Source organism: Chryseobacterium sp. CBTAP 102 (assembly GCF_003201365.1).
In the GTDB taxonomy this organism is placed as follows: Bacteria; Bacteroidota; Bacteroidia; order Flavobacteriales; family Weeksellaceae; genus Chryseobacterium; species Chryseobacterium candidae.
Genome location: NZ_QICX01000015.1, coordinates 60,908 through 78,088 on the forward strand (window position 1 = coordinate 60,908; position 17,181 = coordinate 78,088).

Consider the following 17,181-nt stretch of genomic DNA (forward strand, 5'->3'; position numbering starts at 1 on the left):
TCCAAAACACCAAATAGAAACAACTGACTACATATCAATAACTTAAAAAAGCAAACACATGGTGTAGTACCCGTGTAGTAGAGTATTTTTTTCTGTTTACGTTAAAAATTTTCATATTTGAGTACTGAGACCACAAAAAAAACCGAGTGGTGAAAAGAGAATATTTTCGAGTACTGTCTGACCTGATAAATCAGACAGTTTTTTTTTGATTATTTTAAGGTATCAAAAAAATGATAAATATCTGTTTCTCCGGGAATATTCAATTTTTTTCTGATCCTGTATTTTTTCTGCTGAATACTCCTGTGCTGAACCATAGTATAGCTTGCTATTTCTTTAGAAGTAAAATGGAGTTTAAGCATCGCACAAAAAATCAGTTCAGAATTTTCAAGACCTGGATTAATCGTCAAAAGCTGGGCTATAAAGTCAGGATAGGTTTCTTTAAAACGGTTCAAAAATTCAGGATCATTCTTTTTGCCGAGTTCTATGATTTCTTCCTGCTTGTTGTCATTCATACTTATTTTCAGATTTTCAGCTTCTACAGCAAGAATTTTTTTCCGTTTTTTCAAGCCAAGAATAATTCTCCAGGCATATAATCCCAGCAGGCAAAGACCCATAAATGAAAGGGAAACAATCCAGTATATTTTATTTTTATGATGATGGGCATCCTGCTGAGTTACTGTAATAAAAGACTCCATATCCTGATTGATGGTAGCCAGTAAGGATGTATTTGTTCTATAAAAAGCATCTGAATATGCTTTCAAATAAAAATAAGCCTTCTCTTTATCTCCGGTACGTTCATATAAAAATCTGAGATCATTATAAATATACTTGGCATAATACGCATAAATACGCTTCGTTTTCTCATTGATTTTCAAAGCTTTATTAAGAGCTATTTCTGCCTTATAATACTGTTTATAATTAAGGAAATATTCTCCCATAATAGTATTGGCATAGAGTGCTATTCCATCTTCTTTGCCACTGATATTAGCTTTGTTGTAAGCCATCGTTATGTACTTATATGCAGAATCTTTGTTTTTATACATATAGACATAATCGCTTATCGCACAATCTGCAAGTCCGGTATTATTTAATTTTTTTGCTTTATGGAAATAGTCGAGTGCTTTTTCATATTCTTTTTTTTGGCTGAGATAAATACCCTGTCTCAGATAAATACTGAAAAGGATATCGTTTTTAAGTCCTGAATTGTTGCTTTTCTTTATATAATTCATTGCTTCATTATTATATTGAAAAGCTTTATCAAGCCTTCGAAGATCCGCATTAAAGCGGCCGTAAACGTTATAAAACCTTGCTTTATGCAGATTGTCTTCCGAATTATCCAGAATCTCTTTTGCGTTATCAAAAAGAATCTGCGACTTCTGAAAATTTTCCAGTGATATATTGAGTTCTGCCAGATTAATATAACACAATGCCTTTCCATCTTCATAATTCATCTTATCGGCTTGTTTATAATATCTTTTATTAAGATTAATCAACGAGTCATACTCTCCGCCAAGTCTGAACTTTTCATTCTGTTTCAGTAAAGCAGTATCAAATTTTTTTTCATCCTCTTTCTGTGTTTGAGAATGGCACGAAACTAAAAGAAAAAGTACAACAGAAAGAAAAATACGTATCATATGTTTCTCTAATTAAGCTAAATTCCTATATACATCTATGGTTACACAATGATCTTCTTACTATAACAATTTTGTATCATTTAAAAATCCTCACTGGTTATTTCTGATAAGATCAACAATAAAATCTCTTCATAAAACAAGATCCTGCTGTTTTTATTGTGATCTGTTTAATTATTCTTCCAGGTTTTCAAAAAAGTCATAAATATCTGTTTCTCCGGGAATATTCAGCCTTTTTCTGATCCTGTATTTTTTCTGTTGCACAGATTTGTGTTGTACAAAAGTATAATCCGCAATCTCTTTGGATGAAAAGCGTAATTTCAGCATTGCACAGAAAGCCAGCTCTGAATTCTCAAGATCCGGATTGATCTCCAGAAGCGACTTAATAAATTCAGGATAGAATTCTTTGAATTTCAACAAAAAAGAAGAGTCATTCTTTTTAGCAAGCTCAATCACTTCATTCCGCTGCTTTGTCCGGACATGGTTTTTCAATGTATCGGTTTGCTCTTTTAAAGTATTTTTCTTTTTTTGTAACCTATTTATTATCTTCCGGACATATACTCCTGAAACCGTAAGTAGAGTGATAGACAATGCAATAAATAACGGAAGATCATTTTTATGCCAGTCCGATTCCTGTTTCATTTCCGAAATAAAATCTTCGGTAGCTTTATTCATAACGGCAAATCGTTCTGCATCAAACCTTCCTTCCTCTTCCATATATTTCTTCAGATAAAAATAGGCCTTGCCTCCGTCATTTTTTTTCTTGTATAATTCCGCAAGTGCTTTGTAAACTTCTTTTATATGTGAAGAATAGGTTCGTCTTGTTTTAATATTGATTTCCAGCGCTTTTTTAAGTGCTATTTCAGCTTGTTGACTATTGTCAATTTCATTATAGTAATATCCCATTGTATAATATACCCAAAGAGATTCCACATCTGTTGTTTTCTGGTTGATCATTTTTTCATCTGCCCTGGCAATATATATTCCGGCAGAATCAGGTTTATGGGTAAATAAATAGTATTGGGCTACCATACAATTGGTATATGCCGAATTTTCCAGCACATTTGCTTTTGTAAAGCATTTTAAAGAAGTTCCGAACCATCCTTTCCATGCATAGTAAATTCCTTTGTTGACATACAGTCTTGGCAGAAGTTTTTGGGTGAGTTCCGTTTTTTTTGTCTGCTTTAAATAGTAAAACGCTTTTTTATTGCATTCTATAGCCTTATCATTTATTTCAAGATGAGAATAATACAGACTGTAATCATCATAGAAGACTGCTTTATGATAAGCATTTTCAGAATTGATCAGATCTTTTTCTGCTTTATTGAAAAAAACACGGGCTTTTTCATAATTTCCGGCAGAAACATTTACCCCTGCCATATTCAGATAGCAGAGTCCTTTTCCCTCTTTATATTTTATTTTTGCTGCTTTCTTCAGATATTCCTTATTAAGCTTAACAAAAGCCTCATATTCACCGGAAAGCTGAAGCTCAGAACTTTGAGTCAGCAGAGATAGATCAAAATTTTCCTGGTCCGTATGATGAGATTCATTATGGCATGAAAACATAACCAGAAGCAGAAGCATGCAGGTTGTAAAGGCTCTTATATTTTTTATAGCCTTTGAGTGTATCGTTTTATTTTTAATAATGATTAAATTAATTTTTCCAATCAGCCCCACTTTTCCCTATGTATCTACATATCTACCTATTCACTTATTCAAAAAATAAGTTGATAATTTTCTACCGTTATTTAAATATTATTCCCCAATTAGTGTTATAAATATACATAAATTATCATGTTCATTGTGAAATAAACAAATTATTTCGCAAAAATGTAACATTCAAATAAATAATGTAATATTTCCCCCTTTACACAAAGATTTATAAATCCGGCAGACTGCTTTTATAGGCTTTCTGATCAAAAAATATATGTTGTGTTTACAATAAGACTATCTGAATTGAAATTTGTTACAAATGGATTAAATCGATTTAAAATTTTAATGAATTATTTAAACTTCCGTGGAGGCAGACAATTTAATGATATTGATTTTTTTTTTAAGTCGCATCCGGAAATGATAAATCTTAGTAATTTATACAGAAAGACAGGATTTCAGGAGATCTAAGCATCTGTAGTAAGTTTGAGACTACAGGGCATTTTAAGAATTATACATTTCCCATTCATTTATTCTGGACTACAGACGATACCATTTCAGGCCAGAAAAAACTGAAACTTATTGGCAGCACATAAGCAGTTAAGAAGAGATTACTTTCACCAAACTGATCCCTTCAGAATTAGGATTAAAAAAACTGAGCATTTCGGCTTTTTCAAAAAAATATAAAAGACAGTCTTTGGGAGAATGTGGTGGACAAATTAAACAGTTTTTCTTTAAGTACTCAATTATGAATATTTTTTAGAATTGACAATTTATATTTCAGATATTCTGATCTAATTAATTCGCTAAAAAATAAATTTAAAGCAAATAAAAACGGACAGACCATTAAAAAATGATTTGTCCGTTTATGTAATCGTAGAAATACAGTTTTCAAACACGTTTATAGCAGATCTGATAGAAATCGCTCAACTTACTTATAATCAAATATTTATCCGATATACATAGGTAGGATTACACGTTTTAATCCAAAGATCCAGAGTTTTCTAAAAAAGTTTAGACATTTTTATTACTACTTGAATCTGAGATTCAGAGAAATAATATCTGAACTCATTCCTACAGATTTTGTATAATGCCCATACCTGATTTCCAACATATTCAGACGCTCTATTCCAAACAATCCATTTTTAGGATTAAACCGTATTCCTGCTCCGTAAAAATTACTGTTAAAAGTAGAAAGGTCATAATTGCTCGTATAAAAATCATCAAAAGCTGTATGCTGTTCATAAGGCGCAAAATATTTTGTCCCTTTCTGTGAATAATACCTATAGAACGGACTTACTGAAATAAAAGGAGATATTTTTACCGGAGTCTCAATATTGAATGTATTTGACCTGATGCCCCAGCTGTCTGCATAATACCGGTAATAGGTTCTGAAGATAAAGCGGTCTCCCAGAAAATAATTGGCACGCACTCCCAGTGGAAGTTTAAATCTCTTATCCGGAAGTGTTTCCTGATGTACAGAGCCATCTGTGAAATAGACCCTGTGAAAAGGCAGACTTAAAAAACCGGTCTGCTGTACAGCATCCGTCAGAAATTCAACCTGAAAATTCTGGCTGATGATCTGAGAATAGGCTAAAGACAATGCAAAAGTATTTCTTCCGCTCGTTCCATAGTTTTCATGCTCTCTGCCTGTTGAATTTCCTGTACGAAGTTCTATAGGAGTTACCAGCTTTACCTGATCAAGATAGGTCTGAAACTTGGCGGTAAACTCCCCCATCCTGTTGGCTGTTTTCTGGGCAAAACCAATATTGGCCCCGTAAGACTGATAATCAAATTCTGTAGAAAATGAGAGTCCTCCGAAGATGGTACTTCCTTTACTTTCATTCTCCCGGCTCCACTGAAACGAAGGATATATTCTTGTATCCGCATGAGAAGCCGAAGAATTGGCTTTAAGATCAATCATATCGGAAGAAGCTGACGTATAATGATCTACTCCAACACTAAGATTGAATTTATTTTTTCTCTGCTTATTGTCATATTTTACCATCGTAACGTCAATTGTATTGGAAAAATCACTAAGCTTTTCCGATCCTATACCTCCTGTCACAGCAGAGTTGTTGCCGTCCTGATGGTAATAGCTGGATACCAGATTGGCTTCATCAAAACTTAATTTTTTTGAAAGTGCTGTATTGGTATTTTCCTGAGCTTTAGAGGTCATGAATCCAAAAAGGATCCAAACACTCATTACAATTTTTTTCATGTGAGATTCTTCTAAATTTTATAAACTGTAACAACTCATTAATTACATCCACATCCACCTCCCACTTTTCCGGAATTAGCTCCTGAAGAACCTTCCCGGTAAGATTGGAAACTAAGTTCTGTTTTCTCTATAGTCCTGTTGCCCAATGCCATTTCAGCATCATTCAGCTTTCCTTTTTCATATTCTTTCAAAGCAGTACAGGAATTAATCAGGCTTATGATAGCAACAGCTACCAGACCTTTTTTTATTTTTTTTATATTGTTTTTCATTGTAAATTAATGTTTTGAGACGAATAGACAGTATTGTCATCATCTATAATGATACATTCCAGCTGGTGGATCTGATTCACCAGATCCAATGCTGCTTTAATTCCCATAATACCGACAGGAGTTGCTATGGCATCTGCTATTTCTGCATTAGGACAGAAAATAGTGACGCTTTTAATTCCTGAAACTGGCATTCCGGTTTTGGGATTGATGGTATGAGAATACTTTTTGCCGTCAATCATGACAAATTTTTCATAATTACCGGATGTTGCCACAGCCATATCTGTAATATTCATGTAAGAAAAAGGTTGTCCGGAATGATCCGGGTCTGCAATTCCTATCGTCCATGGCTTTCCGTTACTCTGCACTCCCCATGCGGTAAGATCACCGGAAGCATTGACAATTCCTGATTCCACACCTCTTTTTTGAAGCATTCTTTTCGCCATCTCAGCGGCATACCCTTTTCCAATGCCACCAAAACCTATCCTCATCCCCTGCTCCTTAAGAAAAACACTCTGATCCCTGGAGTTGAGAATAATATTCTCATAATTTACCAGTTTCAAATGCTCCTTAATAGTCTTCGGATCAGGAAGCTGCTTCATATTACGGTCAAAATTCCAGAAACCTTTATCTATTCCTCCGTATGAAATATCAAAATATCCGTCAGTAATGCGGCTGATGCGAACACTTCTTTCAATCAGATCAAAAACCTCCCTGTCAACCTTTACAGGTTCTAATCCTGCATTATTGTTGATCAGGCTGGTCTGGCTGTTCTCACTGAAAGTAGTCAGCAGGTTTTCAATTCTTTGAATTTCTGCTACCGCCGCATCTATATGCAAATAAGCATTTTTTTCACTTTCGTCTACTACAGTAATTTCAAAAGCATTTCCCATCAGCCTTTGAGGCTTTCTGAATTCTCTAAGCATCTTTTTCTTATTTTCTTTGCTGTTGTATATCCCTTATTTCTTTACTAAAAGCCAATGCGCTTTCAGCAGGCAGCCCTTCCCAGCTTTTCAGCACTTTCCCATCCTGATCCAGCAGAAGAGTATAAGGAAAAAGTCCTTTTGGGTTATATTGATCGGCAAGCCCTGCATTTTCCTTTTTCATATCGGCAGAAAGCTGATTTTTTTTATTTCTAGGAAAGTCGGCATTGACATAGACGATAATATTTTCCGTTTCCAGCTTTTTAAATTCATCGGTTTCGATGATATTCTTATGGAGCTTTATACAAGGTATACACCAGTCGGAACCGGAAAAATTAAGTAAAATAAGTTCTTTATTTTCCAAGGCCTGTTTTTTTGCATTATCTAAACGGTTCTGAGCCTTAATGCTAACGGCAGTTATAACCATGAATATGGCTAAAAATATTGTTTTCATTATTTAAAATGGATAACGATTGTTATAGTAAGTTGAATAATGTACACCTAACATGGCATACAGTACATAACGGCTGACAACAGATGAAAGCCGGTTTTGAAAAAATATCAGGAAAATAAATACCTTGGTGGTTCCCAGGCTGTCCTTAGAAACCCCTTATAACAGAAGTTGTTATTTTTTGATGGTATTTTCCTCGACTTTACTTGTTTAAATTGATCATTCTTAAGTTCAAAATGAAATATGTTCCCAATGATAAAGACCAATGCAAGTGGTGTTGTATGAATAATAAAGGGTAATTTCTGATCTTTACCATAATCACCATCTTTAACGGGATGATCATAGTGTGTTCTCAGAAATGCTGTAAGCGTCATATCCGGGTTCAATTCTTTATGCTCGATGTAATGCTCAATCAGTTCCGGGATTTTCAAAAGCTGATACAATTCGGTTGTAGAAACCAAATATAAAAATAACAACAATATGGAAATCAACTTTTTCACTAATCAAAATTATGAAATATTTTATTACAAATGATTTTTTTATTTTCTTCCCAAATGTCTCTTCACCAACTTATAAACCTCGAACCACAAGACCGAAATAACAGCAACAATCAATGTCATTCCTAATTCTTTTATACTAAGAGCTTTCACACTAAAGAATCCAGATACCGGCTTTACATAAAGAATAACAAACAATAATACAAGTACCAGCACAGAAATTCCTGCCAATAAAAAATTACGATTTTTAAAACTGTCAAAAATACTGTAATAGAAAGACCGGTTTACCAAACTCAGTAATATATTAGCAAATATCAAAGTACTGAACACCAAAGATCTTGTTTTAAACTCATCATTGCCGAGATCAGCAGAATATTGATATATCCAAAGTATTCCTGCGGTGATCACCAATCCCTGGATAATACTTACCATAAGCTCTCTCCAGCTCAGAAATGTATCTGTTAATGCCCTCGGAGGTCTTTGCATCGCATTTTTTTCCATAGGCTCATTCTCATATACAATAGAACATGTAGGTCCCATAACCAGCTCAAGAAAGATTACATGCACCGGAGTAAATATATGTGGAAATACCCAACCCAGAAATAATGGTAAGGAAACAGTAAGTATAATTGGGATGTGAATGGAAATGATATACTGAACGGCCTTCTTTATATTAGCATAGATTCTGCGTCCGGCAGCTATACCGGTAACAAGTTTATCCAGATCATCATTGGTAATGACCAAAGCTGCGGCTGATTTGGCAATTTCAGTTCCTTTATTTCCCATTGCCACTCCGATATGAGCAGCTTTCAATGCAGGTCCGTCATTTACGCCATCCCCAAGCATCGCCACTACATGACCTTGTTTTTTTAATGCTTTAACAACTTCAAGCTTCGCTTCCGGAAACATTCTTGTAAACAGGGTTGCTTTTTCAGAAAGTTTTAATAAATCTTCTTCAGAACTTGTAGTAATTTCACTTCCGTTAATAGCCGGAGCATTGTTTTCAATTCCCGCCTGCAATGCAATAGCCTTTGTAGTATCTGCATTATCTCCTGTAATGACTTTTACCTGAATACCGGCATCGTAGATATGTTTAAATACTTCTTTTATTCCTTTTTTAGGAGGGTCATAAAATACGGTCAATCCTAAAAAGTCAAATTTAAAATCCTGCTGCTTATCAGGAAAATCATTTCCTTCAAATTGAGATCTGGCAACACCAAGAACCCTGTATCCCTGCTCTCCAAAGTCTTTAATTAACTTTCTTATTTTGTTTTTCTCTTCTTCTGAAAGACTGGAAACACTGATGATAGCTTCCGGAGCTCCTTTAGCTGCAATAATCCGGTTTTTCTGTTCGTTTTCAAAAAGATGGGTCATCATAGGTGGTTTGCCTTCCAGCGGATATTCATGAAACAATTGATAGTCTTTTCTCTGATCTGGCTTCCGGGTCTGTTCATAGATCTTATGCAGCGTTATTTCCATGGGATCAAAAGGTACAGGCTCACTGCTCCACATCGAATAATCAATAAGCTCATGTAATGCTGTTGCTCCAAACTCTGCTTCTTCATAAATCCTCTCGGAACGGTAATCATAAAGATGCTTCAACTGCATTGAGTTTTCTGTAATCGTACCGGTTTTATCTGTACAGATCACAGAAACGCTTCCCAGGGTTTCTACAATACTGCTTCTTTTAATGATGATTCCTTCCCTCATCAGCTTCCATGCCCCCAAAGCCATAAAAGTGGTAAAAGCTACAGGAATTTCTTCGGGAAGTACAGACATTGCCAATGTAAGTCCGCTGAGTAAACTGGTCACAAAATCTCCTGTTTTAACAAAACTGAAAATGCACACCGCAAGAAAGATAATGACCCCGATAACAGCCATCCCCTTTACAAAGTTTCTGATCTGAATCTGTAACGGAGATGCTTCTGTTTTTATACCCAGAATAGACTGTCCAATTCTTCCTACTTTAGTTTCCTTTCCAATATTTTCAACCTCAAAAACCGCAAGTCCGGAAACCGTAATTGTTCCGCCATAGACTTTATTATCTTCAGATTTGCTGTCCTTGAAAACAGAAAAGCTCTCTCCGGTAAGGGAAGATTCGTTGACAGAAAAATCGTTGCTGTGAACAATTCTTCCGTCAGCATTAATAAGATTGCCCTCCTCGGTAATGCACAGATCTCCGACAGCTATTTCAAAAGTAGGAATATCTACAATCTTTGAATCCCTGATCACCTTGCTTAGGGGTTCATTCAATTTTTCAAGTTCTTCCAGTGCCTTTTTGCTTCGGTTATCCTGATAAAAAGAAATGGCGGTAACTCCAACAATAGCAGCAAACATAAATAAAGCCTCGCCATAATCTCCTGTAAGCACATAAATGAAGGAAACACATATAAGAAGAATCAGCATCGGCTCTTTAAGGATGTTGAGAAGAAGGTCTGTCCATGATTCTTTCTTAACCGCTTCAAGGCGGTTATATCCGTATTTTTTTCTGGAAGTGGCTACTTCAGTTTCTGTAAGCCCTTTCAAATCTTCCGGTATATTGTAATTCATACGAAATGGATATAATATTAAATTTACTGATTGTTTTGTTATATCAGGGTACTATTCCTGTTTTTTTAACAGCCTGCTATTCAATCTGATTTTTCACCTCTTTCACCCATTGTTCTATTTCGGACTTTTGGGTATCAGATAACTTTGCATTCTGATGAACAAAGGTATAAGAGGTAAGAGGCATTTCACCTTCTCTTATGGTTTCTGCAACTTCATCAAGTTTCTTTAATTTTTTTTCTTTTGAATAGCAGTTAAATTCATCAAAATTGAGATGCCTTTTTCCTGAGTTCACATGATCTGCCAGCCACCATTTTACAGGCTGTATGTTATTGTACCACGGATAAGCTGTAGTGTTAGAATGACAGTCATAACAGCTTGTTTTTAATAATCCCTGTACATGATCCGGAACCTGGTAATGTTTTTCAATAGCATTTTCTGAAGGAACCGCCGCTATATTTTTATCAGTATCAAAAAACTGAATCACAATCAGAAGCAGGACTATAAAACCTGCTCCTGTTTTTATTAAAGATGATGTTTTCATAATTTGTATTTATTTATAAATTCTTTTATTTTACTATAATTTTTATTCATCTGCAGTGTTCTTAAGTTTCATAAGAAGTGTATATGCATTCCTGATGACAACTTTTTTATTCTTAAAATCATTAGCATTCATGATCTGTACAAATCCGTTTTCTGTTTCACCTACTATTACAGGTGTTAACCGATAGACCTGCTTTTTTTCTTCAACAAAAACAAAGTCTTTTCCTTCAAAATTGACAATACTCTCTTCAGGAACAGCATTGGAAAAAGAAGTACTGGTCTCGATCTCGGCATTCATATACATTCCCGGTACAAGGCTCTGATCATATTTTTCAAAATGACAGTGTACTTCAGCCCATCCGCCGGGGTTTACATCTTTGCTGATCAGGAGAATTTCACCATAGTATTTTTTATCAGGTTCGGCATTGGTATAGGCGGCAAACCTCTGCCCTTTCTTCAGATTTGCCAGATCTTTTTCATATACTTTCAGGTTAAGATGTATATCATCCGGATTAATGAGTTCAAAAAGGACATCAGAAGGATTCACATATTTACCGATATTCACGTTGACCTTGCTTACAAAACCATTGATGCTACTATAAACAGGTACGCTTTTCTGAATATTTCCCGAATTCAGAGATCCAGGATTGATATTGATAAGACGGAGCTGCTGAGCCAGGGAGTTCATCAGGATTTTCTGGCTGTTCATTTCAGACTGAGCCTGCTGCATCACCTTATCACTGGTAGCCTGACTTTGGTTGAGGGTTTTCTGGCGGTTATAATCCAACTGGGCAAAATGATTTTTAGACTTTGCCATTAAATAATCCTGCTGCAGCTGAATAAACTGCGGATTTTCTATCACAGCAATCACCAGCCCTTTTGACACCGGCTTTCCCGGAAGCAGGCTGCTCGATTTCAGGTATCCGCCTAAAGGAATACTGACAGAAACCAGATTTTGTGGCGGTACATCTATCATTCCGTTAAGTTTTAAAACAGAGGAAATCTTCTGTATAGAAAGTACTGTTGTTACTACAGGTGCATTTTTCAGTTGAGCATCGGTAAGCGTTACAACGTTTTCATCTTTCGGACTGGCAGCTGGCGGTTCCTGTTTTACATGATCTTTACACTCATAAAACATGAGCAATCCTATTATTGACAGGGAATATGATATAATTTTAAATGTACGTTTCATTGTTATGGATTTAAAGTAAGATATTCCAGCTCTATAGCACTCTGATTCAGTTTCCAGACTGCATCGGTGTAGCTGTTTTTTAAAGTAACTGCCTGATTGATCAGGATAACAAATTCCAGATAATTGATCTCACCTGCAAGAAACTGTTTTTTAGCTGTTTCAGTGATGATATCGGCGTTTTTCAATTCCGAACTCTCATATTGGGAAACAATGTCAAGGTTAGCCTGATAAATCCCGGATGCCTTTCTGTACTGATTCTGCAGATTGAATTCCATGTTGGCAATATCACTTTCCACAACAGATTCAGCAATTTTTGCGGCCTGAATTCTGGCTTTCTGCCCGCCTGAAAAAACAGGAACCGAAACCCCAAGCTGTACAGAATGAAACTGTGGTGCCCCGTTGTACACTTTATCATCAGCACCCATCCCTCTGAAACTGTTGAGGTTGTAGGCCAGCTGAAATCCGGGAAGCATTTTTGCCTTTTCAAGAGCAATCTGCTGTTCTGAAATGTTTTTCTGTTGCTGTAATACTTTAATAGCCGGATGTAAGCTAAGCTCCTCTTTAAGACCTCCATGATAAATTTTCTGATCTTCAGGAAGAAAATCTGTTTCTGCATTTAAAAGCCACTGAAGCTGATATCCCAGCACAGAAAGCTCCTGGCGTAATTGCTTTAGCTGAATTTCAATGGAAGATTTCTGATTGGAAGCTGTAGTTTTTTCCAGAATATTACTTTCTCCTGCTTTCAGACGGATGTTTGCCTTATCCAGAAAATCAGTGTACAGCTTTAATGTTTCCAGAAGAAGCTTTTCTTTTTGTTTCCCATACAGAATATTATAAAAGGTAAGGCTCACGGCTTTCTTCAGTTCATATTCTTTAAGAGAAACATTCAGCAGAGATTTTTTCCATTCTTCGGTGTATACGTTCTTCTGCTTTTTATATACGGTCGGAAATGCTATATTCTGGGATATTCCGAATTTCATATCCGTCAGAGCACTGTTGATCTGCCCATAATCTACTGTGACTCCCGTCTGAGGAATATCAGATGATGATCTGATAAGCGCTTTTGTATATTCTGATTTTAATTTTTCATTTTTAAGATTTCTGTTATTTTTCAAAGCAATATCAACAGCATCCTGCAATGTAACGGGAGTCTGGGAGTTGACCAGCTCCGCAAAACCGAAGAATACAAAAAGAGCCAGAGCGGAAATCTGTTTTTTATTTTTTATTTCTTTCATTTTTAAATCCTTTTTCAATAGTTACATACAATAATGGTAAAACAAATAAGGTAAGAAAAGTTGCCACCATCAGCCCTCCAATAACCACCGTTGCAAGAGGCCGCTGTACTTCTGCTCCCGCTCCGTTGCTGACAGCCATCGGAATAAAGCCTAACGAAGCGACAAAGGCCGTCATCAGCACTGGCCGAAGCCTCGATTCTCCACCATCAATAATGATTCTTACAATATTTTTAATTCCTTTCTTGTGAAGACGGTTAAACTCTGAGATTAATACAATGCCGTTTAGCACTGCTACTCCGAAGAGCGCAATAAACCCCACTCCCGCACTGATGCTGAAAGGCATTCCTCTAAGCGCCATCAGAAATACACCGCCAATAATAGAAAGAGGAATCGCAGTGTAAATAAGCAAACTTTCTTTAACAGAATTAAAGGCCAGGAAAAGCATGACGAAAATAAGAGCCAGAGCAATGGGAACTGCTATCATGAGGCGCTGTTTGGCGTTATTGAGATTTTCAAACGAGCCTCCATACGTCATGTAATATCCCGTAGGAAGTTTCATCTTCTGATCTACCTTATGCTGAAGTTCTTCTACAATACTCTGAACATCCCTTTCTTTGATATTAAAACCTACAACAATTCTTCGCTGGGCATTTTCCCTCTGAATCTGATTGGGACCATTCTTCACTTCCACTCTGGCAAGCTGAGACAGCGGAATCTGATTTCCAAACGGTGTAGGAACCAAAAGGTTTTTAATATCGGTCACATTTTTCCGGTCTTTGGTGTCCAGACGTACGACCATATCGAAGCGTTTTTCACCTTCAAAAACCAGTCCGGTACTTTGCCCCGCAAATGCAGTATTCACCACCCGGTTGATATCTGAAACGGATAAATGATACTGAGCAATCAGAGGACGGTTGTATTCTATAATAACCTGTGGCATTCCAGAAACAGGTTCTATGTAAAGGTTCTGGGTTCCTTCTACTGTTTCTATAATTTTCCCGAGCTTCTGGGCATTTTGGGAAAGTACATCAAGGTCTTCTCCAAAAATTTTGATCACGACATCCTGTCTTGCTCCGGTCATTAATTCATTAAAACGCATCTGTACAGGATATTGAAAACTGGCAGTAATACCCGGTACATCCTGCAGCTGTTTACCCATCTTATCAGCAAGCTCCGGGAAAGTGGATGCAGAGATCCAGTCTTTTTTATCCTTTAAAATAACCATCATATCAGAAGCATCCATCGGCATCGGATCGGTAGGGACTTCCCCGCTACCAATTTTTGTGACCACTTTTTCCACTTCGGGAAATCTGGATTTGAGGATGTGTGCTGCTTTCTGGGTACTTTCGATAGTTGTTGTCAGGTTACTTCCAGGTAAAACTCTGGTATCTACGGCAAAATCACCTTCTTCAAGGGAAGGAATAAATTCACCACCCATTTTGGATAAAATGAAAACAGCTGTTATAAATAAGACTGCCACTGCACCAAAAACTATTTTGGGGATTCTGAGTAGTTTGAGCAAAACTATAAGATAGATCTTCTCTACCTTTTTCATCATTCTGTCTGATAAAGTAGGCTGATCACTTCTTTTTCTCAGCAATACGGCACTCATCATCGGAATATAGGTTAATGAAAGCAAAAAGGCTCCCAGCAGTGCAAAAGCTACAGTCTGAGCCATAGGCTTGAACATTTTCCCTTCGATTCCCTGCAGGGTAAGGATCGGGAGATAGACAATCAGAATGATAATCTGTCCGAAAACGGCGCTGTTCATCATTTTTCCTGCAGATTCTATAACCACAGTATCCATTTCTGATTTCCCAACAGAGAAAATCTTTTTAAACTTCGGATTATGACTGAACTGATGTAAGACAGATTCCACAATAATCACAGCTCCATCGATAATCAGTCCGAAATCCAGGGCTCCAAGACTCATCAGATTTCCACTGACTCCAAATAGGTTCATCATACATATTGCAAAAAGCATCGCCAAAGGAATAACAGAGGCAACCAGCAAACCTGCTCTTATATTCCCCAGAAATAAAACCAGTACAAAGACTACAATCAAAGCTCCTTCCGTAAGGTTTTTTTCTACTGTTCCGATGGCGTTGTTCACCATTTTGGTTCTGTCCAGAAAAGGCTCTATCACCACTCCTTTCGGCAGCGATTTCTGAATCTGGGCAATTTTTTCCTTTACATTTTTTATGACCTGATTACTGTTCTCGCCTTTGAGCATCATTACTACAGCTCCTGACACTTCTCCCTGGTCATTAAAGGTCATCGCTCCATAACGGGTTGCAAACCCCGGCTTTACCTCAGCAATATCCCGTATAAACAGCGGTACATCGTTTGTTTTTGTCGCAATAGAAATATTATTGATTTCTTCAATACTTCCTACTAACCCTTCACTCCTGATGTATAGAACAGTAGGCCCTTTCTCAATATAAGCACCTCCGGTATTCTGATTGTTGGCCTGCAATGCATCAAATACGTCATTGATTGTTATTCCATAGGCATTAAGCCTGTCTGGATTTACAGCAATTTCATATTGTTTCAGCTTGCCTCCGAAGCTGCTCACCTCTGCCACTCCCTTTACTCCCAAAAGCTGTCTTCTTACAATCCAGTCCTGAATGGTGCGGAGTTCTGTGATATTGTATTTTTTTTCATATCCTTTTTCAGGCCTCACTACATACTGGAAAATTTCGCCGAGCCCCGTGGAAATAGGTCCAAGCTGTGGATTTCCTATTCCCTGCGGAATAACCGCCTGTATCTGCTGAAGTCTTTCGGCAACCTGCTGTCTTGCCCAATAGATATCTACATCATCTTCAAAGACAATGGTAACCAGGGAAAGCCCAAACCTGGAGAAACTTCTGATCTCTTTTAATCCTGAAATATTATTGTTGGCCTGCTCTATAGGAAAAGTAACAAGCCGTTCTATATCTGTTGCACCAAAAGATGGTGCAGTGGTAATAACCTGTACCTGATTGTTGGTAATATCGGGTACTGCATCTATTGGCAGCTGGGTTACCTGATAAGATCCCACACCAATGAGTCCCAATACCAACAATGCAATTATGAGTTTATTCTTTACAGAAAACTCAATGATTTTTGTAAGCATATTATGATTAATTAATCTTAATTATCGTGATAAAATTTCCGGTATTCTGATGCATAGATCCATGCATCCGCATTATATACAGATACAGAATACCTTCCCAATCAAAAAATGACTGAGAAAAATAGATTAAGATTGACGAAATCTTGGCGGCTGCCAGATAGAATTAAGAATTTCCTTATTGTAAAGCGCACTTTTGTAGAAGGTCTTCTTGATTTCAATAGGAGTAAATACCTTCTCTATACAATGAAAATCTAATGAAGGATTAACAGTAAAAACCACAGACAGCAGGCTTGCATGTGATACAAAAGGCAATCTCTGGTCCTGATCATAGTCACTGTCTTTCACAGGATGATCATAATGGATTTTCAGAAATGTGGTAAGTGACATTTCAGGATTCAGGTCTTTATGCTGAATATAATGCTCAATGAGCAGCGGCATTTTCAAAAGCTGATACAGTTCGGTTGTAGAAACCAAATACAATGTTAATAACAATATAGAAATCAGCTTTTTCACTCTATCAAAATTATAGCTTTTTTCATTAAGAATGATTTTAAATAAGCAATTTCACACTCTAGCTTTGTTTCTTCCAATTCATTGCGAAGCCTCAATAACCTTTCCCTTATCGGGTCAGAGAAAATTTGCTTTTCTTTTGTAAGTTTAGCCTCTCTGTGAAGTTTTCTCCAAGTGACCGAACTTTCTTTACAGATTCCAAGCTCCTTGGCTACTGAAGAAACATTACCTCTTTGCTCACTTAATGAAACTGCTTGGATCTTAAATTCTAAACGGTAATTTTTTCTAACTCCTTTCATAGCATTAAAGTTAAAGAGTATAAGAACCGTGTCCTACAAAGGTAGCAACTGCAGTGCGGGAAGAGTTTCATCAGGAAGATTTTGATTAAATAACTCCACAC

12 protein-coding genes and 1 pseudogene are annotated in these 17,181 nt (G+C 36.7%); all 13 read right to left on the reverse strand.

The features are described 5' to 3' along the window. Positions 1-209: 209 nt before the first annotated feature. Positions 210-1,634 carry a tetratricopeptide repeat protein gene (locus tag C8D70_RS17790; protein WP_110368192.1) on the reverse strand — a complete coding sequence of 475 codons (1,425 nt, stop codon included), beginning with the start codon at positions 1,632-1,634 and terminating at the stop codon, positions 210-212. Between the two features lie 171 nt (positions 1,635-1,805). Then, complete coding sequence (locus tag C8D70_RS17795) at positions 1,806-3,215, reverse strand: tetratricopeptide repeat protein (protein WP_110368193.1); 1,410 nt, start codon at positions 3,213-3,215, stop codon at positions 1,806-1,808. A 1,096-nt stretch (positions 3,216-4,311) separates the two neighbouring features. After that, positions 4,312-5,487, reverse strand: coding sequence for a DUF3570 domain-containing protein (locus tag C8D70_RS17800; RefSeq protein ID WP_228408061.1), 1,176 nt, complete (start codon positions 5,485-5,487; stop codon positions 4,312-4,314). Positions 5,488-5,540: 53 nt separating this feature from the next. Next, complete coding sequence (locus C8D70_RS17805) at positions 5,541-5,771, reverse strand: DUF4266 domain-containing protein (RefSeq protein ID WP_076594412.1); 231 nt, start codon at positions 5,769-5,771, stop codon at positions 5,541-5,543. Further along, on the reverse strand, positions 5,768-6,694 hold the full coding sequence (locus tag C8D70_RS17810) for an FAD:protein FMN transferase (RefSeq protein ID WP_076594411.1): 927 nt from the start codon (positions 6,692-6,694) through the stop codon (positions 5,768-5,770). The genes C8D70_RS17805 and C8D70_RS17810 overlap by 4 nt, the downstream gene beginning before the upstream one ends. 7 nt (positions 6,695-6,701) lie before the next feature. Further along, positions 6,702-7,145: a thioredoxin family protein gene (locus C8D70_RS17815; RefSeq protein WP_076594410.1), complete on the reverse strand. Its 444-nt coding sequence runs from the start codon at positions 7,143-7,145 to the stop codon at positions 6,702-6,704. Positions 7,146-7,252: 107 nt separating this feature from the next. Then, positions 7,253-7,642, reverse strand: coding sequence for a hypothetical protein (locus C8D70_RS17820; RefSeq protein WP_110368195.1), 390 nt, complete (start codon positions 7,640-7,642; stop codon positions 7,253-7,255). A 39-nt stretch (positions 7,643-7,681) separates the two neighbouring features. After that, positions 7,682-10,189 (reverse strand): cation-translocating P-type ATPase, encoded by a 2,508-nt coding sequence (locus C8D70_RS17825; protein WP_110368196.1) that lies wholly within the window; start codon positions 10,187-10,189, stop codon positions 7,682-7,684. Between the two features lie 76 nt (positions 10,190-10,265). Then, positions 10,266-10,730: a heme-binding domain-containing protein gene (locus C8D70_RS17830; protein WP_110368197.1), complete on the reverse strand. Its 465-nt coding sequence runs from the start codon at positions 10,728-10,730 to the stop codon at positions 10,266-10,268. A 42-nt stretch (positions 10,731-10,772) separates the two neighbouring features. After that, positions 10,773-11,921: an efflux RND transporter periplasmic adaptor subunit gene (locus tag C8D70_RS17835; RefSeq protein ID WP_110368198.1), complete on the reverse strand. Its 1,149-nt coding sequence runs from the start codon at positions 11,919-11,921 to the stop codon at positions 10,773-10,775. Positions 11,922-11,923: 2 nt separating this feature from the next. Further along, positions 11,924-16,271, reverse strand: a pseudogene (locus C8D70_RS17840) (CusA/CzcA family heavy metal efflux RND transporter). 126 nt (positions 16,272-16,397) lie between these two features. Beyond that, positions 16,398-16,784 (reverse strand): hypothetical protein, encoded by a 387-nt coding sequence (locus C8D70_RS17845; RefSeq protein WP_181416161.1) that lies wholly within the window; start codon positions 16,782-16,784, stop codon positions 16,398-16,400. After that, positions 16,781-17,080 carry a transposase gene (locus tag C8D70_RS17850; RefSeq protein WP_110368200.1) on the reverse strand — a complete coding sequence of 100 codons (300 nt, stop codon included), beginning with the start codon at positions 17,078-17,080 and terminating at the stop codon, positions 16,781-16,783. The genes C8D70_RS17845 and C8D70_RS17850 overlap by 4 nt, the downstream gene beginning before the upstream one ends. Positions 17,081-17,181 lie beyond the last annotated feature (101 nt).

Coding starts and splice junctions, on each gene's coding strand:
- C8D70_RS17790 (WP_110368192.1), bottom strand. CDS start 1,634: ATGATACGTATTTTTCTTTCTGTTGTACTTTTTCTTTTAGTTTCGTGC.
- C8D70_RS17795 (WP_110368193.1), bottom strand. CDS start 3,215: ATGCTTCTGCTTCTGGTTATGTTTTCATGCCATAATGAATCTCATCAT.
- C8D70_RS17800 (WP_228408061.1), bottom strand. CDS start 5,487: ATGAGTGTTTGGATCCTTTTTGGATTCATGACCTCTAAAGCTCAGGAA.
- C8D70_RS17805 (WP_076594412.1), bottom strand. CDS start 5,771: ATGAAAAACAATATAAAAAAAATAAAAAAAGGTCTGGTAGCTGTTGCT.
- C8D70_RS17810 (WP_076594411.1), bottom strand. CDS start 6,694: ATGCTTAGAGAATTCAGAAAGCCTCAAAGGCTGATGGGAAATGCTTTT.
- C8D70_RS17815 (WP_076594410.1), bottom strand. CDS start 7,145: ATGAAAACAATATTTTTAGCCATATTCATGGTTATAACTGCCGTTAGC.
- C8D70_RS17825 (WP_110368196.1), bottom strand. CDS start 10,189: ATGAATTACAATATACCGGAAGATTTGAAAGGGCTTACAGAAACTGAA.
- C8D70_RS17830 (WP_110368197.1), bottom strand. CDS start 10,730: ATGAAAACATCATCTTTAATAAAAACAGGAGCAGGTTTTATAGTCCTG.
- C8D70_RS17835 (WP_110368198.1), bottom strand. CDS start 11,921: ATGAAACGTACATTTAAAATTATATCATATTCCCTGTCAATAATAGGA.
- C8D70_RS17850 (WP_110368200.1), bottom strand. CDS start 17,080: ATGAAAGGAGTTAGAAAAAATTACCGTTTAGAATTTAAGATCCAAGCA.